General features: G+C 44.4%; 26 protein-coding genes. 8 read left to right on the top strand and 18 right to left on the bottom strand.

The genetic code is table 11. The annotated features are described in order from the left end of the window. Nucleotides 1–30: 30 nt before the first annotated feature. The 5 genes from trxA to FTD44_RS02180 all read right to left on the bottom strand — a co-directional run bounded on the left by trxA (nucleotide 31) and on the right by FTD44_RS02180 (nucleotide 3,357). Nucleotides 31–330 carry a thioredoxin gene (trxA, locus tag FTD44_RS02200; protein WP_202616022.1) on the bottom strand — a complete coding sequence of 100 codons (300 nt, stop codon included), beginning with the start codon at nucleotides 328–330 and terminating at the stop codon, nucleotides 31–33. After that, nucleotides 320–529, bottom strand: coding sequence for a hypothetical protein (locus FTD44_RS02195; RefSeq protein WP_222164961.1), 210 nt, complete (start codon nucleotides 527–529; stop codon nucleotides 320–322). The genes trxA and FTD44_RS02195 overlap by 11 nt, the downstream gene beginning before the upstream one ends. Beyond that, the gene (locus FTD44_RS02190; protein WP_222164960.1) at nucleotides 522–1,130 is read right to left on the bottom strand and encodes a methyltransferase domain-containing protein; all 609 of its coding nucleotides are present in this window, start codon (nucleotides 1,128–1,130) and stop codon (nucleotides 522–524) included. The genes FTD44_RS02195 and FTD44_RS02190 overlap by 8 nt, the downstream gene beginning before the upstream one ends. A gap of 2 nt (nucleotides 1,131–1,132) precedes the next feature. Further along, complete coding sequence (locus tag FTD44_RS02185) at nucleotides 1,133–2,542, bottom strand: MBL fold metallo-hydrolase (RefSeq protein ID WP_222164959.1); 1,410 nt, start codon at nucleotides 2,540–2,542, stop codon at nucleotides 1,133–1,135. Between the two features lie 221 nt (nucleotides 2,543–2,763). Next, nucleotides 2,764–3,357 (bottom strand): DUF3109 family protein, encoded by a 594-nt coding sequence (locus FTD44_RS02180; protein WP_222164958.1) that lies wholly within the window; start codon nucleotides 3,355–3,357, stop codon nucleotides 2,764–2,766. A 136-nt stretch (nucleotides 3,358–3,493) separates the two neighbouring features. Here FTD44_RS02180 and lepA point away from each other — a divergent pair, with 136 nt between their 5' ends. Continuing rightward, entirely contained in the window at nucleotides 3,494–5,290 is a 1,797-nt protein-coding gene (lepA, locus tag FTD44_RS02175; protein WP_222164957.1) for a translation elongation factor 4, read from the top strand. A gap of 79 nt (nucleotides 5,291–5,369) precedes the next feature. On the opposite strand, the gene FTD44_RS02170 is transcribed toward lepA, so the two are convergent. From FTD44_RS02170 to FTD44_RS02150, 5 genes are all read right to left on the bottom strand, one after another. After that, a complete protein-coding gene (locus tag FTD44_RS02170; protein ID WP_246625314.1) occupies nucleotides 5,370–5,990 on the bottom strand; it encodes an ABC transporter ATP-binding protein in 621 nt (206 codons plus the stop codon). Next, a complete protein-coding gene (gene lpxA / locus FTD44_RS02165; RefSeq protein ID WP_222164956.1) occupies nucleotides 5,977–6,777 on the bottom strand; it encodes an acyl-ACP--UDP-N-acetylglucosamine O-acyltransferase in 801 nt (266 codons plus the stop codon). Before lpxA ends, FTD44_RS02170 begins: the two co-directional genes overlap by 14 nt. 16 nt (nucleotides 6,778–6,793) lie before the next feature. Then, nucleotides 6,794–8,203, bottom strand: a complete 1,410-nt coding sequence (locus tag FTD44_RS02160; RefSeq protein WP_222164955.1) for a bifunctional UDP-3-O-[3-hydroxymyristoyl] N-acetylglucosamine deacetylase/3-hydroxyacyl-ACP dehydratase — start codon at nucleotides 8,201–8,203, stop codon at nucleotides 6,794–6,796. Between the two features lie 62 nt (nucleotides 8,204–8,265). After that, a complete protein-coding gene (lpxD, locus tag FTD44_RS02155; protein WP_222164954.1) occupies nucleotides 8,266–9,315 on the bottom strand; it encodes a UDP-3-O-(3-hydroxymyristoyl)glucosamine N-acyltransferase in 1,050 nt (349 codons plus the stop codon). Nucleotides 9,316–9,338: 23 nt separating this feature from the next. Next, a complete protein-coding gene (locus FTD44_RS02150) occupies nucleotides 9,339–10,565 on the bottom strand; it encodes an HD domain-containing protein (protein WP_246625313.1) in 1,227 nt (408 codons plus the stop codon). A gap of 212 nt (nucleotides 10,566–10,777) precedes the next feature. Between FTD44_RS02150 and FTD44_RS02145 the strand changes: the two genes are divergently transcribed. Continuing rightward, nucleotides 10,778–10,966, top strand: coding sequence for a hypothetical protein (locus FTD44_RS02145; RefSeq protein ID WP_222164953.1), 189 nt, complete (start codon nucleotides 10,778–10,780; stop codon nucleotides 10,964–10,966). A 58-nt stretch (nucleotides 10,967–11,024) separates the two neighbouring features. On the opposite strand, the gene FTD44_RS02140 is transcribed toward FTD44_RS02145, so the two are convergent. Both FTD44_RS02140 and FTD44_RS02135 read right to left on the bottom strand, forming a co-directional pair. Continuing rightward, the gene (locus FTD44_RS02140; RefSeq protein WP_222164952.1) at nucleotides 11,025–11,789 is read right to left on the bottom strand and encodes a tetratricopeptide repeat protein; all 765 of its coding nucleotides are present in this window, start codon (nucleotides 11,787–11,789) and stop codon (nucleotides 11,025–11,027) included. A gap of 2 nt (nucleotides 11,790–11,791) precedes the next feature. Then, nucleotides 11,792–12,826 (bottom strand): vWA domain-containing protein, encoded by a 1,035-nt coding sequence (locus tag FTD44_RS02135; protein ID WP_246625312.1) that lies wholly within the window; start codon nucleotides 12,824–12,826, stop codon nucleotides 11,792–11,794. 201 nt (nucleotides 12,827–13,027) lie between these two features. Between FTD44_RS02135 and gcvT the strand changes: the two genes are divergently transcribed. The 4 genes from gcvT to FTD44_RS02115 all read left to right on the top strand — a co-directional run bounded on the left by gcvT (nucleotide 13,028) and on the right by FTD44_RS02115 (nucleotide 16,334). Then, nucleotides 13,028–14,116 carry a glycine cleavage system aminomethyltransferase GcvT gene (gene gcvT / locus FTD44_RS02130; RefSeq protein ID WP_222164951.1) on the top strand — a complete coding sequence of 363 codons (1,089 nt, stop codon included), beginning with the start codon at nucleotides 13,028–13,030 and terminating at the stop codon, nucleotides 14,114–14,116. 100 nt (nucleotides 14,117–14,216) lie between these two features. Next, complete coding sequence (locus FTD44_RS02125) at nucleotides 14,217–14,423, top strand: cold-shock protein (protein ID WP_129020887.1); 207 nt, start codon at nucleotides 14,217–14,219, stop codon at nucleotides 14,421–14,423. Nucleotides 14,424–14,549: 126 nt separating this feature from the next. After that, nucleotides 14,550–15,209, top strand: a complete 660-nt coding sequence (locus tag FTD44_RS02120; protein WP_222164950.1) for a protein-L-isoaspartate(D-aspartate) O-methyltransferase — start codon at nucleotides 14,550–14,552, stop codon at nucleotides 15,207–15,209. Nucleotides 15,210–15,215: 6 nt separating this feature from the next. After that, nucleotides 15,216–16,334, top strand: a complete 1,119-nt coding sequence (locus FTD44_RS02115; RefSeq protein WP_222164949.1) for a hypothetical protein — start codon at nucleotides 15,216–15,218, stop codon at nucleotides 16,332–16,334. Nucleotides 16,335–16,409: 75 nt separating this feature from the next. On the opposite strand, the gene FTD44_RS02110 is transcribed toward FTD44_RS02115, so the two are convergent. Genes FTD44_RS02110 through FTD44_RS02100 form a run of 3 tightly spaced genes read right to left on the bottom strand, consistent with a single transcriptional unit; the run spans nucleotide 16,410 to nucleotide 17,965 of the window. Continuing rightward, entirely contained in the window at nucleotides 16,410–17,108 is a 699-nt protein-coding gene (locus tag FTD44_RS02110) for a CoA transferase subunit A (protein WP_222164948.1), read from the bottom strand. 56 nt (nucleotides 17,109–17,164) lie between these two features. Next, on the bottom strand, nucleotides 17,165–17,572 hold the full coding sequence (locus tag FTD44_RS02105; protein WP_222164947.1) for a DUF4258 domain-containing protein: 408 nt from the start codon (nucleotides 17,570–17,572) through the stop codon (nucleotides 17,165–17,167). A 12-nt stretch (nucleotides 17,573–17,584) separates the two neighbouring features. Further along, entirely contained in the window at nucleotides 17,585–17,965 is a 381-nt protein-coding gene (locus tag FTD44_RS02100) for a DUF4359 domain-containing protein (protein WP_222164946.1), read from the bottom strand. 111 nt (nucleotides 17,966–18,076) lie between these two features. Here FTD44_RS02100 and FTD44_RS02095 point away from each other — a divergent pair, with 111 nt between their 5' ends. After that, nucleotides 18,077–19,201 carry a DUF4421 family protein gene (locus FTD44_RS02095; RefSeq protein ID WP_222164945.1) on the top strand — a complete coding sequence of 375 codons (1,125 nt, stop codon included), beginning with the start codon at nucleotides 18,077–18,079 and terminating at the stop codon, nucleotides 19,199–19,201. Then, nucleotides 19,202–19,804 (top strand): ribonuclease HII, encoded by a 603-nt coding sequence (locus FTD44_RS02090; protein WP_222164944.1) that lies wholly within the window; start codon nucleotides 19,202–19,204, stop codon nucleotides 19,802–19,804. Nucleotides 19,805–19,835: 31 nt separating this feature from the next. Here FTD44_RS02090 and FTD44_RS02085 read toward each other — a convergent pair whose 3' ends face one another. The 3 genes from FTD44_RS02085 to FTD44_RS02075 form a co-directional block, all read right to left on the bottom strand. Beyond that, nucleotides 19,836–20,528: an SIR2 family NAD-dependent protein deacylase gene (locus FTD44_RS02085; protein ID WP_222164943.1), complete on the bottom strand. Its 693-nt coding sequence runs from the start codon at nucleotides 20,526–20,528 to the stop codon at nucleotides 19,836–19,838. Nucleotides 20,529–20,532: 4 nt separating this feature from the next. Further along, entirely contained in the window at nucleotides 20,533–23,679 is a 3,147-nt protein-coding gene (locus FTD44_RS02080) for an efflux RND transporter permease subunit (RefSeq protein WP_222164942.1), read from the bottom strand. Between the two features lie 66 nt (nucleotides 23,680–23,745). Beyond that, entirely contained in the window at nucleotides 23,746–24,807 is a 1,062-nt protein-coding gene (locus tag FTD44_RS02075) for an efflux RND transporter periplasmic adaptor subunit (protein ID WP_222164941.1), read from the bottom strand.

Raw genomic sequence — 24,807 nt, 5'->3', positions numbered from 1 at the left:
CTGCGCGCTTTTTATTTTATAAAATTAAGATCAGGCATTCGCTTGTAACAGTCGCACCAGCTCTGCTTTTGGAGCAGTGCCGCTATGTCTCCATACAGACTGGCCATTTTTGAAGATCATAAATGTAGGTACACTACTGATCTGGTATTCCTGCGCAATCTGCGGAAATTTGTCCACATCAATCTTGACTACTCGTGCTCCTTCACCAACCGCATCTTTTACCTGCTCCAGTACCGGAGCCATAGCCTGACACGGTCCGCACCAGGTAGCGAAAAAGTCGATCAGTACCGGCTTGTTATCATTAATCAGTTCTTGAAATTTATCCAGCATAATTATCTTTTTTAGTAGTTTGAACAGAGCATTGGTTTCCGGCACATCCCAGTCTGAATATGGCCATTGCCACAAAATACAGTCCAGCACCCATTAACAGCCATTGCTGATCCAGCGCGGATTGTATCGCTGCCCAGGTTCCAAGTACAAAGTACAGTATCCTTCTCAGGGTCCAGCCGAAAAGCAATGGTTTATTCATGTGTTTTCTTTTGCAGGTTGATGAATAATTCAGTACCCGCTCTCGGAGGAATGCTGTTGGTGCAGCGCTCCATCGTATGTACCATGTAATATGGTGCAAATAATGCGTCGTACTCCGGTTTAAACCCACCGAAAGGAGGGCCTTGTTTCTCGAACTCCGTGTCAAAAAGTAGTCCGATTATCCTTCCTCCCGGCGCAAGCAGGGAATATGTTTTGGTAATATAGTCAGGGCGTAATTCAGGATTCAGTGCACAGAAAAAAGTCTGTTCGATGATCAGATCAAACTGCCCATTCAGCGTGAAAAAATCCTGATGAAGAATATTAATCCTTGGCTCATTGCTGTAACGGGAGCGCAACTGCTCCACTGCAAGAGGGGCAATATCGATCAGGGTAATATTGCTAAAACCCATATCCAGTAAAGCTTTTGCCTCATAGGCATTGCCACAGCCCGGGATCAGTATGGCAGCATCCTTATCCGGATATTGTTGCATATATTCTACAATGGCAGGCGATGCATATCCTATATCCCATCCAGATGTACCTTGCTCCCATCGGTTATTCCAATAGTTTGCATCCAGGTGTTTGTTTTGATCCTGTTCCATGATTATTTCAGTACTTTAGTCTGGCAAACAAAATCCGTTTTAGGTACTTCCGTTTTTGCAATAGCATTGTATCCGCCATCTACTTCACTGAAGTTACGGTAACCACGGGCCTGTAAAATGCTGGCAGCGATCATGCTGCGGTAACCACCGGCGCAGTGTACAAAGAAGTGCTCCTCAGGGTTTACATCCTTGATCCAGTCATTGATCAGCGCCAGCGGACGATGGTATGCACCATCCACATGCTCAGCAGCGTATTCGCCATCCTTGCGTACATCAATGATCGTTGATTGTTCATTTATGCGTGCTGCAAAATCAGCAGCAGTAATGCGATCTACAGTATCCGTTTCTTTACCTTCCTGCTTCCATGTTTCCAGTCCGCCATCCAGGTAGCCGATCACATTGTCAAATCCTACACGGCTCAGGCGCGTAATTGTTTCTTCAATAGTATCATCTTCTACTACCAGCAGTAAAGGTTGTTTTACATCCACGATCATCGCACCAACCCAGGGCGCGAAATCGCCTTTCAGGCCTATGTTGATTGAGTTCGGGATAAAGCCCTGGCTGAATGCGCCGCTGTTTCGCGTATCCAGTATCAGTGCGCCAGTTTCTTCTGCTGCACTTTCAAAAGCATTAGGAGAGAGTGCTGTTTTACCTTTCGCCATAACGGCATCAAAGCTTTCATAACCCAGTTTATTCATCGCCACATTCATGCCGAAATATCCCGGAGGTGCAGACAGTCCTTCTGTTACTGCTTGTATAAAGCTCGCTTTATCGGGTTGATTAAGCGCATAGTTTGTTCTTTTTTGGTTGCCCAGGGTATCTACCGTTTCTTTCTGCATGTTTTTACCACAGGCAGAGCCAGCACCATGTGCGGGGTATACCGTAACATCATCTGCTAAAGGCATGATCTTTTGGGTCAGGCTATCATAGAGCATTCCGGCCAGGTCTTCCTGTGTCATGCTGGCTGCTTTCTGCGCCAGATCAGGACGGCCTACATCGCCTAAAAACAGCGTATCTCCGCTGAAAATAGCCACATCCTTACCGCTCTCATCTTTTAAGAGGTAGGTTGTGCTTTCCATCGTATGACCAGGAGTATGTAATGCCGTAATCGTTACCTTACCGATATTAAATACCTGTCCGTCTGTTGCTACAGTGGATTCAAAAGCCGGCTGTGCCGTAGGTCCGTATACGATAGAGGCTCCTGTTGCCTTACTCAGGTCCAGGTGACCCGAAACGAAGTCGGCATGGAAGTGTGTTTCAAAAATATATTTTAAGGCTACACCGTCTTTCGCAAGGCGGTCTGTATAAGGTTTGATCTCTCTCAGCGGGTCGATGATTGCGGCCTCACCTTCAGAAACAATATAATATGCTCCCTGTGCCAGGCAGCCGGTATAAATCTGTTCTATTTTCATTGCTTGTAATTTTGAGAATTGGTATGACAAATGTAAAGCCATTACACTAGATAAAAGATAATATTTGTCATCTTTTGCCCTTCAGGTATTGATTTTCAATAAACAAATTTCGGGATTAGTACCGTAAAACGATACTGATAGCGAGGATTTTAACGTTTTTGCCCTTCTATAGGCATATAAGGATTATAAATAGAAAGCGCTGCACAAGGGCAGCGCTTGTATTAAGCTTGTGGATTATTTTTATTATTATAGTATTCCTCTGCAGTGTATTCCAGGTCTTCATAGAATTCCTCACCGTATTTCCGGATCAGGGGCTCTTTTAGGAATTTGTATACAGGTACTTTCAATGATTCGCCCAAAGTACAGGCAGGACTGCATAAAGAAGGTTGCGGCTCGTAATTGAGCGCATGGAAATTTTCGTTTTCTACCACACGGATTGGAAACAGGTGACAGCTGATTGGCTTTTTATAATCGGTTTTTCCGTCATAATAGGCTTGTTCAATAGCGCATTTCACCATGCCATTCTGGTCATAATAACCGTATACGCAGATGCCGCCATTAATGGTAGGGGTAACGATATCAAACTCGTCATCGAAAGTATAGGCACCGTCTTCCTCGATCAGCTCGATGGCTGCCGGAGTCAGATAGGGTTTCAGAATAGGGTAGAGGTCTTCGATAAGGTTCGCCTCATCGCGGGTAATCGGGGCCCCGGCATCACCTTCTACACAACAGCCACCTTTACATTTGTTCAGGTCGCAGACAAATTTTTTGTCGAAAATGTCATCACTGATCAGGATGTCTTCTATAGATACCAAAGCAAAAATAATTAGATGACAAAGATATGACTATTTTCGGAATGGAATATGCCTGCGATGTTGCGCGGCCGCAGGCCGCGCAACATCTTTTCGCTGTTATTAATATTAATCGTAATTTCGCAGACAGTTTATATATATGAAGAATATTCGCAATTTCTGTATTATTGCCCACATCGACCATGGTAAAAGTACCCTGGCCGATCGTTTGTTGGAACATACCAAGACCATTACCGAGCGCCAGATGCAAAATCAGGTGCTGGATGATATGGACCTGGAACGTGAGAAAGGAATCACTATTAAAAGTAAAGCCATCCAGGCTTCTTATACCAGAGGAAACGAAACGTATACTTTAAACCTGATCGATACTCCCGGCCACGTAGACTTCTCTTATGAGGTATCCCGTGCATTAGCAGCCTGTGAAGGTGCGCTGCTGCTGGTCGATGCATCACAGGGTATTCAGGCACAAACCATTTCAAACTTATACTTAGCCATCGAAAATGACCTGGAGATCATCCCGGTGATCAATAAGATCGATATGGACGGTGCTATGATACCGGAAGTTACCGATCAGATTGTAGACCTGATTGGTTGTAAGCCGGAAGATATTATCCTGGCCAGCGGTAAGAGCGGTATTGGTATTGAAGAGATCCTGAGTGCGATCGTAGACCGCATTCCTGCTCCTGAAGGCGATCCTGAAGCTCCGCTGCAGGCATTGATCTTTGACTCTGTATTCAACTCTTTCCGTGGTATCATCGTTTATTACCGTGTACTGAACGGTTCTATCAAGAAAGGAGAGAAGGTACGCTTCCTGAACACCGGTAAGGACTATGATGCCGACGAAGTCGGTACACTGGGCCTGGGGCTGCTGCCTAAACCAGAGGTGATGACCGGCGATGTAGGTTATATCATTACCGGTATTAAAAATGCCCGCGAGGTAAAAGTAGGGGATACGATTACTTCAGTTGCTAATCCGAGTAAGGAATCGATCAATGGTTTTGAGGATGTAAAACCAATGGTATTTGCCGGTATTTTCCCGGTAAACACTGATGAGTTCGAAGAGCTGCGTGACTGTATGGAAAAATTACAGTTGAACGATGCTTCTCTGACCTTCGAACCGGAAACATCACAGGCACTGGGCTTTGGTTTCCGATGCGGATTCCTGGGTATGCTGCACATGGAGATCATCCAGGAGCGCCTGGAACGTGAGTTCAACCAGACGGTAATTACTACCGTTCCGAACGTAAGTTTCCATGCTTATACTACCCGTGAGCCGGAAAAAAGAATTATTGTAAATAACCCTACTGAGATGCCGGACCCTAGTCGTTTGCATCGTGTAGAGGAGCCGTTTATCCGCGCACAGATCATTTCCCTGCCGGAATATATCGGTAATATTATGACCCTTTGCCTGGGCAAGCGTGGTATCCTGGTTAACCAGAATTACCTGACGCCTACCCGTGTAGAGTTGATCTTTGATATGCCACTGGCAGAGATCGTATTTGACTTCTATGATAAGTTGAAATCAAATACACGTGGTTATGCATCATTTGACTATCAGCCATTGGATTACCGTGAGAGCGATATCGCGAAAATGGATATCCTGTTGAATGGGGAGAAAGTCGATGCACTGAGTGCCTTGATTCACCGCAGCCGTGCGCATGATTTCGGTAGAAAGCTGTGTTCTAAATTAAAAGAATTACTGACCAGACACCAGTTCATGATCGCCATCCAGGCGGCCATTGGTGCGAAGATTGTAGCGCGTGAGACCATCAGTGCGATGCGTAAGGATGTAACCGCCAAGTGTTATGGTGGTGACATCTCCCGTAAGCGTAAACTGCTGGAAAAACAGAAAGAAGGTAAGAAGCGTATGCGTCAGATCGGTAACGTAGAGGTACCACAGGAGGCATTCCTGGCAGTATTGAAACTGGACGATTAAAAGTTATATGTTTTAACGATAAATAGAATGGCCGGCTGTAAAACAGCCGGCCATTCTATTTATCGTAATGTTTTTCTTTTTACTTAAATGCCTGAATGTCTAAAGTAGATATGGCACCGGTGTATTCGCGTTCATCATTGGAAGCGATGATCACCAGTCGGTTGCCTGCCAGTTCATGTAACCATTGCTGATAGAGATTTACCCCTTTCAGGTCTAGGTTGCTACAGGGCTCATCCAGTAAGAGGATAGGGGTGTCGGAAAAGAAAGCCTGAGCCAGTTTTACCCTTTGCTTCATTCCCGAAGAGAATTCATTAATAAACTGTGTAGCGGCGCGTTGCAGTTCCATCGCTTCTATGATGCGGGTAACAGTCCAGCCGGGAAGCAGCTTTTTAAACTGAAAATGGAAGTCGAGAAATTCTTTTAAAGTCATTTCTTCTACCACTTCCATTGCCGGGGCACAATAGCTTACATATTTGAAGATATGCTCGGGATCAACAGTCTTACCGTTTATTTCATAAGTAACCTGCCCCTTGCTGATGCTTTGCATCCCTGCGATCATACGGAGCAGGGTAGACTTTCCTGATCCGTTTGCACCCAGTATTGCATATTGATTTGGGCCTTCGTAGACGTTATGTACCTCTCTGAAGACCCAATGATTTATGTATCTTTTGCTGATATGATGCAGCTCAATCTTCATCATGAACTTTACTGGTGGTCAGTCCTTTCATGATGCCGTGCTTGGACTCCCGAATGAAGTTAACAATCATTTCGCGATCTTCAGAGAAGGGAACTTCTGCTTCAATAATGCTGATTGCTTTTGCAGTATTATATCCTTTTACATACAGGATACGGTAAATATCCATGATATGATTGATCTGCTCCGGGCTGAAGCCTTTACGGCGCAGTCCGACTGCATTGACGCCAACGTAGGACAATGGCTCACGTGCTGCTTTTACATATGGTGGCACATCTTTACGTACCAGGGAACCTCCTGTTACGAAGCTGTGCGCTCCGATATTCACAAATTGCTGCACTGCAACCAATCCCGCCAATACAACATTATTGCCGACAGTGATGTGTCCTGCAAGGGTCGTGCTGTTGGAGAAGATACAGTTGTCGCCGATCTCACAGTCATGCGCAATGTGGCAGTAAGCCATGATCAGACAGTTGTCTCCGATCTTGGTATGCATTTTGTCTGTGGTCCCTTTATTAATGGTTACACATTCACGGATGGTAGTACGGTCACCGATAATAGTAAGGGTATCCTCACCATTATATTTCAGATCCTGTGGTATAGCAGAGATTACTGCACCAGGAAAAATACGGCAGTTCTTACCTATTCTGGCACCTTCCATAATCGTTACATTAGAGGCTATCCAGGTTCCGTCTCCGATCTCAACATTCTTATGAATAGTAGAAAACGGATCAATTCTTACATCTTTTCCGATTTTAGCTTCCGGATGAACGTATGTTAAAGGATGTATCATTTATACTGTGTAAATATTATCTTTTTGAACTTGGAGTCACCTGCGCCATCAGCTCGGCCTCTGTAACTACTTTATTACCTACATAGGCTGTCGCGCGCATTTCACATAATCCGCGTCTGATCGGGGCGATCAGCTCCATTTTCAGCAGCAGGGTATCGCCCGGCATTACTTTTTGCTTAAATCTTACTTTGTCGATCTTAACAAAATAAGTATCATATCCGCCTTCTACTTCCGGCATATTGCTTAATGCCAGCAGACCACCGCATTGAGCCAATGCTTCTATCTGCAGTACACCCGGCATGACCGGGTTGCCCGGGAAGTGACCCTGGAAGAAAGGTTCGTTCATCGTTACATTCTTTACGCCGATGACATGCTTGTCAGAAAGTTCGATAACCTTATCTACCAGCAGGAACGGATAACGGTGTGGTAATATTTTTTCAATATGATTGATATCAAAAACCGGTGGCTGGGAAGGGTCGTAATGAGGAGCTTCCAGTGCCGCCTTATTTTTCTTGATATATTCTTTAATAACTTTAGCAAAGGCTACATTACCGGCATGTCCCGGACGGCTGGCAACCACATGCGCATTGATATGGTATCCGCTCAGGGCAAGGTCTCCTACGATGTCCAGCAGCTTGTGGCGGGCCGGTTCATTAGGGAAGTGCAGGTCCAGATTGTTCAGTATACCTTCTTGTTTTGCCTCGATATTGTCTTTATTAAATGCTTTTTTCAGTTTGGCCAGTGTCTCTTCAGAGATAGGTTTATCTACTACAACGATTGCATTGTTCAGGTCACCACCTTTGATCAGGTTATTGTCCAGCAGATATTCCAGTTCGTGCAGGAAGCTGAATGTGCGGCAGGCAGAGATTTCCGTTTTGAAATCATCCATTTGCTGCAGGGAAATGTGTTGTGTACCCAGCACCTGTGAATTGAAGTCGATCATTGCGGTAATTTTATATTTATCCGCAGGGATGGCGATCATGTCCACATTTTTAACCGGGTCGTAATAATGCAGGTTTTCCGGTAAGGTATATACCGTCTTTTTTGCATCCTGCTGTTCGATACCGATTTGCTCGATCAGTTCAATAAACAGTTTGGCACTGCCGTCCATAATAGGCACTTCAGGGCCATCGATTTCTATCAGCACATTATCTACGCCCAATCCGACAAAAGCAGAAAGCAGGTGCTCGATGGTACTTACTTTAGCTTCTTTGTTTTCGATGGTGGTACCGCGGGAGGTATCAGTAACAAAGTCTACATCAGCTTTTACGACCGGTTGTCCTTCCAGGTCTACGCGTTTAAAGCGGTATCCGAAATTTGGGTCAGCAGGATGTAAGGTAATGGTAGTGTTTTTACCGGTGTGCAATCCGATTCCGGAGAGGCTTCCCGTTCCTTTGAGTGTGTGTTGATAAAATTCCTGAGTCATTTATAAAAATTTTGAATGCTGTTTGCAGCATTCATCATGCCTGAAAAAATCTAACGGCAAACTTAATCATTTTTTTGTTCCAAGGCCTGAATTTTCGCCTCTAAACTTTTAATACGGTCCAGCATATCGGGCAGATTACGGAAGACAATCTGGCTTTTCATTTCGCTTTTATAATCAAATGCGGGAGAACCGCTGATCGCGATATCTTCTTTGCTGATCGATTTGGACACACCACTCTGGGCATTGATTTTTGTTCCGTTAGCCAGTTGGATATGCCCCACCAGGCCAGCCTGCCCGCCGATCAGGCAACGGTCGCCAACTTTTGTACTGCCGGAAATGCCAGCCTGGGCAGCAATTACGGTGCTGCTACCGATCTCTACATTATGTGCGATCTGTAACAGGTTGTCCAGTTTGGCTCCTTTGCGGATCAGGGTTGAGCCCATCGTCGCACGGTCGATACAGGTATTGGCTCCGATCTCGACATCATCTTCGATCACCACATTCCCGATCTGAGGTATTTTATCGTAACTGCCGTCGGCTTTAGGTGCAAATCCGAATCCGTCAGCACCGATAACGGTACCGCTATGGATGATCACACGTTCGCCCACCTGACAATCTTTGTATATTGTTACTGAAGGATATAAAATTGTATTGTCTGCAATATGCACATTGCTTCCTACAAAGCAGTTAGGGAAGATCTGTACATTCTTTCCGATTACAGCGTTTTCAGAAATGTACGCGAAGGCACCGATATAAGCGGTCTCATCAACTGTAGCATTTTCTGCCACAAAAGATTGTGCTTCCCGGCCTTGCTTTCGTTGCCCTTTAGTGATCTCATCATATAACTGCAGTAATTGTGCAAATGCTGCATAGGCATTAGGCACGCGGATCAGGGTAGCATTTACCGCAGCGGTCAGGGTATAATCGGTATTGATTACCACCACAGCTGCCGCTGTTTCATAAAGGTATTGTTCGTACTTAGGGTTGGCAATGAAGCAAAGTGATTGTGGTCCCGCTTCTTCGATTTTGGAAAAGGTACTCACAATGGCTTCAGGGTTACCTTCAACGGTACCCTGCAGGAGTTGTGCGACTTGTGCTGCCGTAAATTGCATATAAGTGTATTACGTTGTTAATTCTAACGAACCGATTTCAGTTCTGGTATATAGCAGATAAAATGTTTTTTGGTCTCTCCGGATACGGTATTGCCTATCAGGCTGTTATTAACAGCAGAAATATCTATTGTTTCACCATTCTTCAGCATGATATTGATGTTGTCATCATTGATTTTATACGTGCTGTTAGTGGTTGTGCCATGAAACAGATAATATGGCATGGTCTCTTCCGTAATCAATCCATGGCGCAATCCCTTTTCCTTCAGTTCTTCATAAGACGTCAAATCACTGTCATTACTTAGTTTAACTTTATACAATGCTCTTGAGGTAAGCATGGTACATAATCTGGAGAGGATAGGGTCGCTGTGGTTCATCCATTCTTTAATGCTGCAAACGACATCTGCATCATCGATGGCACAGAATTTCTGCAGAATATCCAGGTCGTTGACAAAGTCCTCTGCTTTAATCTGCTCATATAAAAAGAAAGAGAAGCTGGGTGTGGCAAAAAGGTGTATACCTTGTTCCGCCAGTTCTTTAGCCCTTTTTAATATATTTACGATCAGGCGTTCTGCGCCCAGTACGGTTTTATGCAGGTATACCTGCCAGTACATGAGTCTGCGGGCAATGATAAATTTCTCAACAGAGTATATCCCTTTTTCTTCTACCGCCAGGTTACCGTTTTGTACCGTGATCATTTGTAAGATACGGTCATAGCCAATGGTACCTTCTGCCACACCGGAAAAGAAGCTGTCCCGGTTCAGGTAGTCCATACGGTCCATATCCAGCTGGCTGCTCACCAGTTGATGCAGGAATGGTTTGTCATATGAGTTATTGAAGATCTGTATAGCAATATCCAGGTTGCCGCGGAATATGTCATTGAGCTGGTGCATGATTTGCAGCGAAAGTGTCTCATGCGATACAGGAAGCAGGTTGTGTTCCAGGGCATGGGAGAACGGTCCGTGGCCAACATCGTGCAGCAGGATGGCAAGTTTTGCGCCTGTTTCTTCTTCGGGGCTGATGCTTACTCCTTTTCGTTTCAGTTCGTGCAGTGCAATACCCATCAGGTGGGTAGCGCCAAGTGAGTGCAGGAAGCGGGAATGTACTGCACCGGGATAAACCAGTTGTGCCATACCCATTTGCTTAATGCGCCTTAAGCGCTGGAACCAGGGGTGTTCTATTACCTGCATCAGTTCCCGCTCCGAAAAGCGAATGAATCCGTAAACCGGATCGTTTATGATTTTGCCGTACAAGGGATCGTATAATTTGGGTGCAAAGCTACATAATAAAACAGTTTTAATGTATGAGTAGCCTGTTAATTTGATCCTTTTGTCGGGAAAAATACATTCCTTTACGGAAAGCCCTATTTTTGCAGCCTAATATTGATGATAATATGTTTCTGATCCTTATTTTTCCTGTATTTGGTGCTTTGCTAGGCTGGCTGGTACACAAGATATATATTAATATGTTACGTAACCATGTGCAGAAGAAGTACAAAGATATTCCGGTAGCGGAGTGGGACCGTTATGTAGCTCCGGTAGCCGGAACGCTGCTGGAAAAACTGCCTTTCCTGGGCACAATCCTGGGTTTTGCACTCGGTCTTTTCTTTATCGTCGCCCTTTTTCTGTACAATTATATCTTTCTGGCATCCTGATCGTGTCGGTATGTAAAACTTACTAAAAAGCCGGAGGCCCATGCCTCCGGCTTTTTAGTTACCAGTCTTTATCCAGTTTTACAGGAGCCACACCCTGTTTATTCTTATTGGATTGCAATTTCTTCTCATTTTGCTGCAGGGCATTCAGAATGGCATCTGCCTGCTTCTGCTCCATAGGTCCCTTATCCTGTCCTCCCTGGGTTTGCTGTTCATCTTTATCTTTCTTGTCAGGGTTTTGCTGGTTTGGCTTGTCCTGTCCATCCTTATCTTCTTTGTCTTTTTGAGGTTCTTTTTTATCCTGCTTATCCTTCTTGTCTTCCTTGTCCTTGTCTTTGTCCTTATCTTTATTCTTATCCTTGTTTTTGTCCTTATTCTGTTCGTCTTTCTGCATCATTTTCTGAGCATAAGCCAGATTGTAGCGGGTGTCTGCATCAGCAGGATTATTACGCAAGGCCGATTTGTAGGCCTCTACAGCCTCTTTCCATTTTTCTTCTTTACAATAGGTATTGCCGATGTTATGGAGTGCTTTGGCCTGCAACATTTTATCGTTGGTACGGGCCATCATTTGCTGATAGCTGTTGCGGGCAGCCTCATATTTCTTTTGCTGCATGAGGGTATTGCCATAGTTATAATATCCTATGGGATTATTACTGTTTACCGCCAATGCTTTCTGAAATGCATTTTCAGCGGTGGCAAACTCATTGTGCTCATACAGGATATTGCCCATCCGTATAAGAGAATTGTTATTATAGTGCTTCACTTCCTGCGCATATACAGCATGGAAAGAGCAGATGATCATAAATATAAATACCAGGCGCTTCATAACTAGGCTTCTTTCAATGTATCTGTAGTAATCTTTTTGGTTTTAACTGATTTTCCGGCAGAAGGTATTAAGCCGTCTATCAGCAGCAGCACAACTGTTATCAGCAGGAAATACTGAAAATAGCTTTTGTACTGGGCAAAAATAACCATGTCGGATTGTTTGGCCTCCATTTTGTTGATGGCCTCAAGCAGCGCATTGGCCGTACGGTTATTATTGTTCAGCAACTGGTAAGTACCTTTTCCTGCTGAGGCTATGCTTTTTAGTTCCGGTTCATTCAGTTTTGAGATCACCTCATTTCCCTGCTGATCGATCTTATTGCGTCCGGTGGCAGCATCATAAATAGGTGCCCCTGTTGCAGAGCCAATACCAATGGTATGGATAATAATTCCTCTTTTAACGGCTTCTTTAGCCATTTCTGCCGCTTTCTCATCATGGTCTTCACCGTCTGATAGCAGTACGACCACTTTTGCGCGGTTATTGTCCTGGCTCAGGGCCTGGTCAGCCATTTCAATAGCATCTCCAAGTACAGTTCCCTGTGTAGGCACTACATCCGGACCGGCGGTACTCAGCATCATTTTAGTATTGTTATAATCTACAGTGAGCGGCGATTGGAGGTAAGCCCTTCCTGCAAACAGAATGAGGCCGGTACGGTCACCGTTCATTTTATCAATCATGGTCTGGATCAGCAGTTTGGCCCGGGACAGCCTGTCCGGGCTAATGTCCTTTGCCAGCATACTTTTGCTGACATCCAGTGCAAACATAACGTCTACACCTTTCCTGCTGATGCGTTCGGTATCCTTACCCATCTGCAGATTGGCCAGTCCGATGATGCCGAATAATAGTGCAGCTGCAACCAGGACCAGTTTGGTCGTGCCACGACCGGCTACCTTACCCTTTACCAGGCCGGGAATCAGCCTGGGATTGCCCATATACTGTATACGCTGTTTGCGCCAGCGGAGAAACCGCAGGTACAGGAATAGGATGACCGGGATAAGCAGTAATAACCAGAGAAATGTGCCGTGCTGGAATGTGAACATAATAATACTCGAGCCGAATTATGGATAGCAAATATAATATTTCATTCGTATGAATGAATTTAATCGGTTTTTCAGTCCGGTAAATTTAACAAAAACCAGTCTGGATATGAAATTCAATTAAAGCTTCAATATGAATAAGGAAGGTAAACCCGAAAATATTATCTTTGTCGCATTAAAATTTCTATAAAAAATCAATATAAAATGAAAAACACCCCTTTTACGGCTAAACATATAGCCCTTGGTGCGAAGATGGCAGAATTTGCCGGCTACAACATGCCGATCTCTTATTCCAGTATCAATGATGAACATGCTACCGTGCGCAATGCTGCAGGTGTATTTGATGTAAGCCACATGGGGGAATTTATCATCAGTGGTCCTAACGCTCTGGATCTGATCCAGCGTATTACTACTAATGATGCTGCGAAGCTGACCGAAGGTAAGGCACAATACTCTTGTTTCCCGAACGAGCAAGGTGGTATTATCGATGATCTGATCGTGTATTGCTTCGTGCCTAATGAAAAATACATGCTGGTGGTAAACGCATCCAACATTGAAAAAGACTGGAATTGGGTTGTGAAAAATAATACCAATAATGCAACCATCGAAAATATTTCTGAAAAAACCGCTTTATTAGCCATTCAGGGACCAAAAGCTACTGAACTGATGCAGTCTCTGACTGATGTTGAGCTGGCTAACCTGAAATATTACACTTTTGCTGTTGGTACATTTGCCGGCGTTGAAAATGTAATCATCAGTGCAACAGGCTATACCGGATCTGGCGGGGTAGAGATCTACTTCGAAGACAAAGGTGATGATGCTGCTAAAATCTGGGATGCTATTATGGAAACCGGTGCCCCTAAAGGACTGAAGCCAATCGGACTGGGTGCACGTGATACCCTGCGCCTGGAAAAAGGATTCTGTCTGTATGGTAATGATATCGACGATACTACTTCGCCTATTGAAGCAGGTCTGGGCTGGATCACCAAATTCACTAAAGACTTTACCGCTAAAGACATCATTGCGGGTGTAAAAGAAGCTGGTGCCAAAAGAAAGCTGGTAGGCCTGGAAATGGTAGATAAAGGTATTCCACGTCACGGATACGATATTAAAGATGCTGCCGGTAATGTGATCGGCGTAGTGACTTCAGGTACACAAGGCCCTTCTTTAGGTAAGGCTATCGGTATTGCTTATGTAGCGAAAGAAAATGCTGCAGAAGGTGCTGAGGTTTTTGTTGCGGTAAGAGACAAGGCACTTAAAGCTACAGTGGTAAAAATGCCCTTTTTAAACTAGTATAAAACACCCATTTTGTAATTTAATTTCGACAAATGCGTGAAATGTAATTTTTATATTATACCTTTATCATTATTAACCTCTATTAAATAGTACAAAAGTGGACAATCAAAAATTCCAAGGAACAATTAAGTTCTTTAACTCAGAAAAAGGCTTCGGTTTTATTAAAGCTAACAACGGTGGCGAAGATATCTTCGTTCACGTTAGTGGATTAATTGACGAAGTTAAAGAAAACGACAGCGTTGAATACGAAATGCAACAAGGTCGTAAGGGTATGAATGCAATCAATGTAACATTAGTTCGTTAATTATATTATTACCAGTACCAAGCCGGAAGTGTTAACTTCCGGCTTTTTTATTTCATATAGCGCTTTGTCTCCACGTGAATAACTAATCGGAAGGGAAAAAAAGTGAATAATTATCTTTGCAGGGATATGCACCATTTACCGACAGAAGACACATATTTACACAAAGGACTACGGAAGAAACTAGTAGAAGAACTGCGCAATCTCGGCATTATTGATGAGGGTGTGCTGAGTGCAATTAATACAGTGCCCCGCCATTTTTTTCTGGACTCTGCACTGGAGCGTTATGCTTATGAAAACAGGGCTTTCCCAATAGCGGCAGGCCAGACCATTTCTCATCCGTTTACCGTGGCATTACAGACCCAGGTACTGGATATAAAGCCATTTGAAAAAGTTCTGGAGGTAGGTACCGGCAGCGGTTACCAGGCGGCAGTGCTAGCTATGCTTAAAGCAAAAGTATTCTCCATAGAACGGCAACAGGAGCTGTTTAAGCAAATGAACCGTTTTGACTACATCAAAAATCTCACCAATATCAAACGTTTCTACGGAGATGGATTTGAAGGGCTTCCTTCTTATGCTCCCTTCGATAAAGTGATTGTCACTGCGGCAGCGCCTTATGTTCCTGAAAAGCTGATACAGCAATTAAAAGTAGGGGGTATTATGGTTATACCTGTCGGTGATGAAGAACAGCACATGAAGCGTATTGTCAAAACCGATACAGGCTATACCGAGGACGTGATCGGAAAAGCTTATTTTGTGCCGATGCTTTCTGGTAAACAAAAGCACTAGATTTTCATGAAACACCCTATAAGAACAATTATTATTGTTGCGCTCCTGGTTAAATGTTTATACCTTATCATGGGAGCTATTTTCAGTCCGGAAGGTATACACAACTGGAATGACCTTATTGCTGTTTTTAATCGCAATGATGCCGGCTGGTATGAAAATATTGCCACGAACGGCTATCCGCGCATACACCATATAGACGAGCTGGGAAAACGATTACCGGATGGCAGCCTGATACAGAGTAGCTGGGCCTTTTTCCCGGCATATCCTATGCTCAACCGATCCCTGATGTTCTTATTCGGCTGGTCCTTTAATGGGGCAGCATTTTTGACATCTCTGGTGCTTTCTTTAGTGCATTTCACTTTGTTTTACTCCTTTGCAAAACATTTTCTTAAGGATGAAAATATGGCCTTAAAGGCAACGATATTGTATATCGTTTTTCCTTTTCATTACCATTTTTCCATGTATTATACAGAATCCCTATTCCTGTCTGCTTTGCTTATGGCCTTTATCGGGATACAGCAGCAGCGATTATGGTGGTCGGCAACAGCATTGATTGTACTGGTATTGACCAGGCCTAACGGGCTTATATGTCTGCTGCCCGTATGGTTGTATCAGTTGGAACAAAAAGGCGTGGCACTACGTCCGGCCAATTTTAAAGCGATGCTGAAAAATAGCTTGTTCCTTGTTCCGGCAGTGATGATATTTGCTGCTTACCTGGTTTACCAATATGAAATGACGGGCTATTTCAATGCTTATAGTATCGCACAAAAAGGTTGGAATAAGTTTCTCACGTTCCCATTGCTGGCCTTATTCCGCGGAGGGGCAATTGAGCTTCAGTTCAACAGTGTATATGTTATCCTGGTTATCCTGTTCGCTATTTACAGCATACGCAAATTACCACTGAGCCTTAATATATTTATCTGGATCAACCTGATGATGCCTTTGTGTGCAGGCAGTACAACCTCTATGAGCCGTTATATTGCTGCTTTATTCCCATTATTTTTGGTTGGGTGTATGCTGGTATTGCCTAAGGTGAAGAAGTCCTATATTTTGTCCAGTAGTTTATTACTACTTCAGCTGGCAGCTTTTTATTTCTGGCTGGAATGGCATCCCTTAAGCTATTAAAGACTATGTATACTCTATAAAAAAGCGTGCTGCAATCATCATTGCAGCACGCTTTTTTATAGAGTATTGTTTGTATTATTGAGATACAGTTCTTTGTTCAATACGTTTTTCGTAATCAGTACCCTGGAAAATGCGGTGTACATAAATACCCGGTACGTGAATCGCATTCGGATCCAGCTCGCCCAGCGGTACCAGCTCTTCTACTTCCACAATCGTAATCTTACCGGCTTTAGCCATTACCTCATTGAAGTTACGGGCAGTCTTATTAAAAATAATATTGCCGGCGCTATCACCTTTCCATGCTTTTACGATAGAAAAATCGGCTTCAAAAGCCATCTCCATCAGGTAGTCTTTACCGTTGAAGTTGCGCACCTCTTTACCCTCAGCCACTTCAGTACCTACACCTGCAGGTGTAAAGATAGCCGGCATACCATATGCAGCAGCCAGACAACGGGTCGCTAATGTTCCCTGTGGGATCAGCTCTACTTCCAGTTCGCCGCTCAGTAACTGACGCTCAAATTCAGCATTTTCACCTACATAGCTCGAAACCATTTTCTTTACCTGTTTGGTTTTCAGCATCAGTCCGATACCGAAATCATCCACACCGGCATTGTTGGAAATGCAGGTCAGGTCTTTTGTGCCTTGTTTTACCAGAGCATTGATACAATTCTCCGGAATACCGCATAATCCGAATCCGCCCAGCATAATTACTGAGCCATCCTGGATATCTTTTATTGCCTCTTCGGCATTTTGTACAACTTTATTAAAGCCCATTGTTCAAGTTTGAAGTGCTCAAAAATAATGTTTATTTCTGTTCCTGTAAAATTAAATTAGCTGCATGCACAGTCATGCTCTTCGCTCAGGTCAATGCAGGTAATTACCTTTACAGACTGATCGCAGATACCGAATACAATGCGGAGGTCCTGGCCCTCTGCAACGCGATCTTCGATGGCGTACGTAGGGCAGGGCGTATCATTGAGGTCCGATTTCTGATAATTGATATGTCCCTCTCTCAATACCTCTCTTACCTCAGCCTCACTGATGCCACGACAATCCATACGGCAACGTGCATGTTTGGTATATTGCAGCGGTGCGTCGGGCGCAATTACAGTCTGGCCACTATGTGCGGGTGTTGGTTGATCTTGTTTTGTTGTTTTGCGGGTGATCAGTATAAATACAGTCGCAAATACAATAATGAGGAGTACCGAAACCATTTTTTTCGATCTTTTATTTTGCATATCGGGAGCAGCTTATTTAAGGTATTGTTGAATATTGTCTTTAATCGTTGTTTTCAGCTGCGGAGCTATAAATACTTTGCCGAACAGGCCAATGCCTACACGATGGTCTTCAGCACCGAGTTTCAGCCGGGTAAGTGAGTATACAACATAATCTTCCCGGGTCACCGATTGGTTTACCAGCGGGCTGATCATCATGTCCAGCATATCCTCGTTCAACTCCTTCAGCATAGGCGGAAGACTACCTGCTTCTGTAAGCCTTACTTTCTCTTCAGAAAGGGCTTCTGTTATGGCTTTAGCCACGGCCTTCTCATGTTTGTCCTGACCGGGATTGGTCAGCCACATGGTTAAACCGGTAAGGATAAAGATGATTAAAAAAGCAAACCACTTTTTCATGATTAAAAACTTGAGGCACAAAAATACGGTTTATTAAATACGGATGAAACGGAATATTGGTTAACATTGAATATTGATTAAATTTGTATTTGATAACTGGCTGGTAGTAATATGACTGAGAATAATAATGTGTGTTTTGTTGTGGGTTTTAAGAGCTGTGTGTACACCCTTTTTTTTCTATTGTCGCCATGCTTTCTTTGGGCACAGGCAGAAGGTTTAAAGCAGGACGCCGAGACGCCTGAGCAATGGTATCAGCCTAATGTTGATACGGCAATGATTAATTTGTATGACCGTACTTTTGGACTGACGCTTTTTCTGCAGCAGAAAAACATCCGGCAGAATTATAAATCATTGTCCGGTAAACCGCATTTATCCTACGAGCCTAACCGCGGTACAGACCTTGGATTGGGCTTTATTTATCGTTACCTGGCGCTGAGTGCTACTTACGGTGTCATCGGAAATGTGCCTAAAGATGCCATCAAGACGAAGAACTTTGATTTTCAGTCTCAGCTCCTGTTCAGAAGGGCAGTCTCCTTTCTGTATGCACAATACTATAAAGGTTTTTTTACCGATCAGCAATCAATAGCGGCGCCGGCCGGAGTATATGCGCGTCCGGATATGAGCCATATTTTCCTGGGTACTTCTACTTATTATGGTTTTAAGAAAGACTTTGCTTTTAATGGGAATATCTCGCCGGTACAATGGCAGCGCCAGTCCGGAGGTACTCCATTTATCAGTCTGGATGTTTATTTCGCCTTAAGCCGGGGAGATAGTGCGATGATACCAAAAGCCGTTGCAGCAGACTATTACTATGCCGGAATGCAGCGACAGCGTACCTGGAGCGTGGGTATTGGTGCCGGTTATGCGCATACTTTTGTGCTCGGGAAACACTTCTTCCTGACCGGTATAGCCGGGCTTAAAGTACCGGTCAATTTTAGCCGGCAAACGTATGAGGATGGAACTATACAGCATGAGCAGGGCTCCAGTCTTACCTATGCACTTTGGGGCAGGGCAGGGTATAATGCTGAGCGATGGAATATTGCACTGACGGCTACAAACAACCGGAACCCGCTGGGCGGAGATTTTTTTGCACCGGCATTTGCGGCGAATGTCGGATATTTGCGGCTGGGATATACCCAGCGGTTTACCATCGGTAAAAAGACCCGAAAGAAACTAAAACCTGTGGATGATCTGCTGGATATCCCGTATAAATTACTGGAACAAATTATACCTTAAGTGTTAGCCTCATTCTATACAACAGACCTGATCGAAGCCGGATGCGATGAAGCCGGCAGAGGGTGTATTGCCGGTCCGGTAGTGGCAGCGGCCGTTATCCTTCCAAAAGATTTTGAGCATCCTTTGCTGAATGACAGCAAGCAGCTCACCGAGAGGGATCGCTTTGCACTGAAACCGATCATAGAAGCAGCTGCACTGGCTTATGCCGTAACGTTTATCGATAATCATGAGATCGATCAGATCAATATTCTCAAAGCCTCGTTTAAAGCCATGCACGGAAGTGTAGACAAGCTTGCTATGCGGCCGGAACTTTTACTGATCGATGGCAACCGCTTCCCGGCTTACGTAGGCATACCGCATGTCTGTATCGTAAAGGGAGATGGCAAATATGCCAGCATTGCTGCGGCCAGTATCCTGGCTAAAACATACCGTGATGAATATATGGATCAGTTATCTGATCAGCACCCGGAGTATGACTGGAAAACCAATAAAGGTTACCCGACTCCTGCACATAAAAGGGTAACGATCAGGATCGGTCCTACACCATATCACAGGATTACATTTAAATTGAATCCTCCAAAAGAAAAAAGCACTTCTGTATAAGAAGTGCTTTTTTCTTTAAAACTATTTTTCTTTAAATGAATTTGGCCAGTGCCTTGTGTAAGTCCTGTATTCCTTCACTGGCGGGCTTTTCGATTGCCTGCAGATAGGGAGAGAATTTCATCGGGGGCAACTTTTTATCCAGTACAAATACCGGTTTGCCGTAAGGAACCAGATCTACCAGTCCGGCTGCAGGATATACCAGCAATGAAGTGCCGATTACGACAAATATATCTGCCTGCTGAACGATGGGCATGACCTCATATATTTTAGGAACGGGCTCTCCGAACCATACAATATGTGGTCTGAGCTGATGTCCGTCCGGGGCCAGATCTCCCAGCTGAATTTCGGTGCGGATATCATAAATAGTATCCTCATCGCCCACACTGCGCATTTTAAAGATCTCCCCATGCAGGTGATGCACATTGGTAGAACCGGCGCGTTCATGCAGATCATCTATATTCTGTGTAATAATCGTTACCTCAAAATCCTTTTCCAGTGCGGCCAGTCCTATATGTCCTGCATTGGGTTGTGCAGTTGCACAGGCCTTTCTGCGAAAATTATAGAAATTAAGGACCAGTTGCGGATCCCGGGCAAAAGCTTCGGGAGTAGCCACATCCTCAACCCGGTGATCTTCCCAGAGGCCGTCACCATCGCGGAAGGTCTTAAGACCGCTTTCTGCGCTGATGCCGGCTCCTGAGAGGATTACTAGTTTTGGTTTATTCATTTGATTAGTGTGCATTTTTAATATCCATCTGGCGTTGCAGTACTTTCTTCACCAGTTTCTTTCTTCTGCGTCCACCAACACGGGTCATCAGTTTATCAATTACATAGTATACACAAGGTACCACGATCAGGGTCAGCAGCAGGGAGCTGGTCAGACCACCGATAATTACCCATGCCATACCATTCTTCACTTCGGCACCACTACCACTCGCCAGGGCGATAGGTAACATACCGGTGATCATCGCGATGGTTGTCATCATGATCGGACGGAAACGTTCTTTACCTGCATCGACCAGGGCTTCTATAAGACCGGCACCTTCAGCCTTACGCTGATTGGTAAAGTCGACCAGGAGGATACCATTCTTGGCTACAAGCCCCATCAGCATGATAAGACCGATCATTGCAAAGATAGTCATCTCATTCATCGTCAATGCCAGTGCCAGGAAGGCTCCGATCATCGCCAGCGGAAGGGCAAATAATACCACGAACGGATAGATAGCATTTTCATACAGGGCTACCATGATCAGGTATACCAGCAGGATACCGATACCCAGTGCTGCTAATAAGCTGGTGAAGGAATCTGCCTGGTTAGCCAGGTTACCGATATACTCCCATGATACGCCATCGCTGAATTTAAGTTTCTCAAATTTCTTGCTCAGTTCCTGCCCTACAGTACCTACAGAACGACCGTTTACCGCTGCATTGATGGTGATAGAAGACAGACGATTACTACGTTGTAATACCGATTCTCCCATTACCTCATTGATCGATGCAAACTGGTCCAGGGTGAAGGATAGTCCCTGTGCATTAACGAAGCTCAGTTTACGTACATTGTCGATATTGTTACGGTCCGATGCATCGTTCTGCACCATGATGTCATACTCATTACCGGCATAGGTAAATTTCGCATTATCATTACCACGGAAGGCATTGGAAACGGCACTGGCTACTTCACTAGGATTAATGCCGTAGATTGCCATTTTCTGTCTGTCCAGGCTGATCTCGATCTGAGGTTTCGGATTCTTCGTACTGAACTCTACATACTTTGTACCCGGTGTTTCTTCGATGAGTTTCTTCATCTCAAGTGCCGTTTTCTGTACCGTTGCTCGATTAGGTCCTTTAACCAGTACCTGCACATCACTCTGTGCCGCATTACCCATGATATCCACCTCACTCACGGTTACTTTCGCGCCCGGAATAGTACTGATGGTATCGAACATTTTCTTGGCAAATTCGCTGGTAGAAATCGTACGTTTTTTCTTGTCGATCAGTTTTACGTTGATCTCAGAAAGGTTACTGTTGCTGGATGTAGCCATACCATTGCTGGAATAACCCACATTACTGAACAGGTCAATTACTTCCGGCTGGCTCAGCAGTATTTTTTCTGCCTGCTGTGTGCTCATGCTCGTCTGGTACAGAGATGCCTGTGGCTCCAGTTCCAGCTTGATTACCATTTCCCCTTTATCACCCTTACTGATGAATGATGCACCGATAAATCCGGCACCCATCAGAGAGAATGCACCTACCAGCAGCAGGATAGTGAAGATAAATACATAGCGTTTCTTTTTCAGACACCATTGCAGGAAATCGGTATATGCATCACGGATTTTCGTGATCTGATTTTCAAACCAGATATTGAATTTGCCCCATGCAGTACGTTTATCCAGGTGTACGATTTTCGCAAAACGGGAAGCCAGTAATGGTGTTAAGGTGAAACATACCATCAGACTCATCAGGGTAGAACATACAACCACCAATGCGAATTCACGCAGGATGTTACCGATCATACCGGAGGTCAGCGCCATAGGTAAGAACACCACGACATCCACCAGGGTAATCGCCATCGCGGTAAATCCGATCTCGGAACGACCGTCGATAGTAGCCTGACGCTTGTTTTTACCCATTTCCATATGGCGCATGATGTTCTCCAGGATTACGATAGAGTCATCCACAAGGATACCTACTACCAAGGAGAGGGCCATCAGCGTCATCAGGTTCAGAGACATACCGAATACATACATGAAGATGAATGTAGGGATCATAGAAGCCGGAAGGGCAATCAGTACGAACAGGGAGCTACGGATACTGTGTAAGAACAGCAGCATTACTACCGATACGATGATAATCGCCAGTACCAGGTCAAACATTACGGCATTGGCAGATTCCAATGTGTATGTACTCTGGTCAGATGAAATATTGAATTTTAATTTATTGGCAGAATAAGTTTTTTCCAGTTCTGCAATTTTAACTCGGATCAGTTTACTTACCTCTACCGCATTGGCATCGGTTTGTTTCATTACCTGGATACCAATAGAAGGTATACCATTGATACGGTTGATCGCAGTTGCATCCTGCTGACCATCCATAACATCGGCAACATCTTTCAGGCGTACATCACCACCATTCGGGCTGCGCAGGATCACCATGTTTTTCAGTTGCTCAATATCATTGAATTTCGCATCAAATTTGATAGAGAACTGGTTGCTGTTGGTTTCTACCTTACCGGCAGGTGTAGACAGGGAGGCTAAGTTTACGATCTGAGCCAGCTGTGCAATGGTCATGTTATAAGCATTCAGCTTGTCTACATTCGCATTGATATTGATCTGACGCTCGTTACCACCTACCAGGTTGATCTGACCCACACCAGGAATATTACCTAACTGTGGTTTGATCTGCTGATCTACGATATCATACAAGGTACGGTCGTCGGTATTGGCCGATACACCCATACGGATTACCGGTACGTCATCAGAGGAGAATTTGTTTACAATAGAGCGATCCACATTATCCGGCAGGGTAGCTGCAATCTGGTCTACTTTTCTCTGGGCATCATTCTGTGCTTTGTTTACATCAGCATCAGCATTCAGCTCAATAGTGATCAGAGAAGCACCTTCCTGGCTGGATGAGCTGATACGCTTGATCCCTTCCAGAGAGGATACCGCATCCTCCAGGTGTTTGGTTACCGAAGTTTCGATCTCGTCTGCAGATGCACCGCGGTAAGTAGTCACGATGGATACTACGTTTGCGTCAAACTTAGGAAGCAGGTTGTAATTAAGACTTTTATATGATATGGCTCCAAATAGGACCAGCACCACGAACACCACGGTGATCAGCAAGGGCCGGTTAATGGAGAGTTCCGTTAATTTTTTCATTGACTATTTTTTATACACTGTTTATAATAGGTTAGCCTCTTGAGCGCAAAGCGCTCCCTTCTGTGTCTATTTTACGGCTTTTACCAATGAACCGTTCTTGATATTGATCTGTCCGCTTACGATTACCTGTGCACCTTCGTCCAGTCCGCTCATCACCTCAACCTGGTTACCGATCTCTCTTCCGATTAATACATCTTTCAGTACCGCTTTGTTGTTTTCAATTACGTATACTTTAGGTGTTTTCAGACCCTGAGTCAGTGCTGTTCTCGGGATCAGCATCATATAACCACTGCCTTTCTTGTTGAAGTTTACATTTACAGTAGTTCCGGATTTTAAAGGATAGCTGCGGTTGTTTTGCAACAGGATCTCAACAGGGTAGTTATGCGTAGCATCGCCCTGGTTGCTGATGAAGGTAATGGTACCGCTGAAGGTCTGACCGCTATATATATCAGTAGTGATGGTTACTTTATCACCGATTTTTAAACCGTATGCATCATTTTCACTCACCATTACATTTACTTTCAGCTGAGAGATGTCTACGATATGACCTAATGGGGTACCGGCGCTTACATACTCACCTGGTTCTTTCAGTTTGCTTACTACTTGTCCGCTGATTGGCGCTTTGATAGAATTATCCGCAATCTGCTTGTTCAATAATTCGATCTGAGTAGTTGCATTGTCTCTTTGGTATTTAGCATCCTGGTAGTTTACTTCAGTAGCCGCTTCGCCTTCCAGCAGGTTTTTGTAACGGGTAAAGTCTTTGTCTGCTTTAGCTTTGGTCAGCTCAGCCTGTCTCAGGTTGATCGTTTGCTGACGGCTGTCTACCTGAGCAACAGTACCACCCTGGCTCACATAGCTACCCAGGTTGAAGTTTACTGAAACCAGTTTACCACCGGATACCGCCATGATGTCCGCTTCGCGGTTAGGGATCAGGTTACCTGTTTTGGTCAGTGCATCAGTTACCATTTCTTTTGCTACAGTGGCTACTGTAACCGGAATAGCTACTTCAGCCTTTACCTCAGGCTTATTTTTGTCGTCTATTTTCTTTTTATTCGAAGAAAGTTTCCAGCCGATCGCAACAGCTACTGCGATCAGGATGAGTACAGGAAGGATGATTCTCTTATTCAT

It is taken from the genome of Edaphocola aurantiacus, assembly GCF_019797745.1.
Lineage (GTDB): Bacteria > Bacteroidota > Bacteroidia > Chitinophagales > Chitinophagaceae > Edaphocola > Edaphocola aurantiacus.
This window is presented reverse-complemented; position numbering and strand designations above follow the sequence as displayed.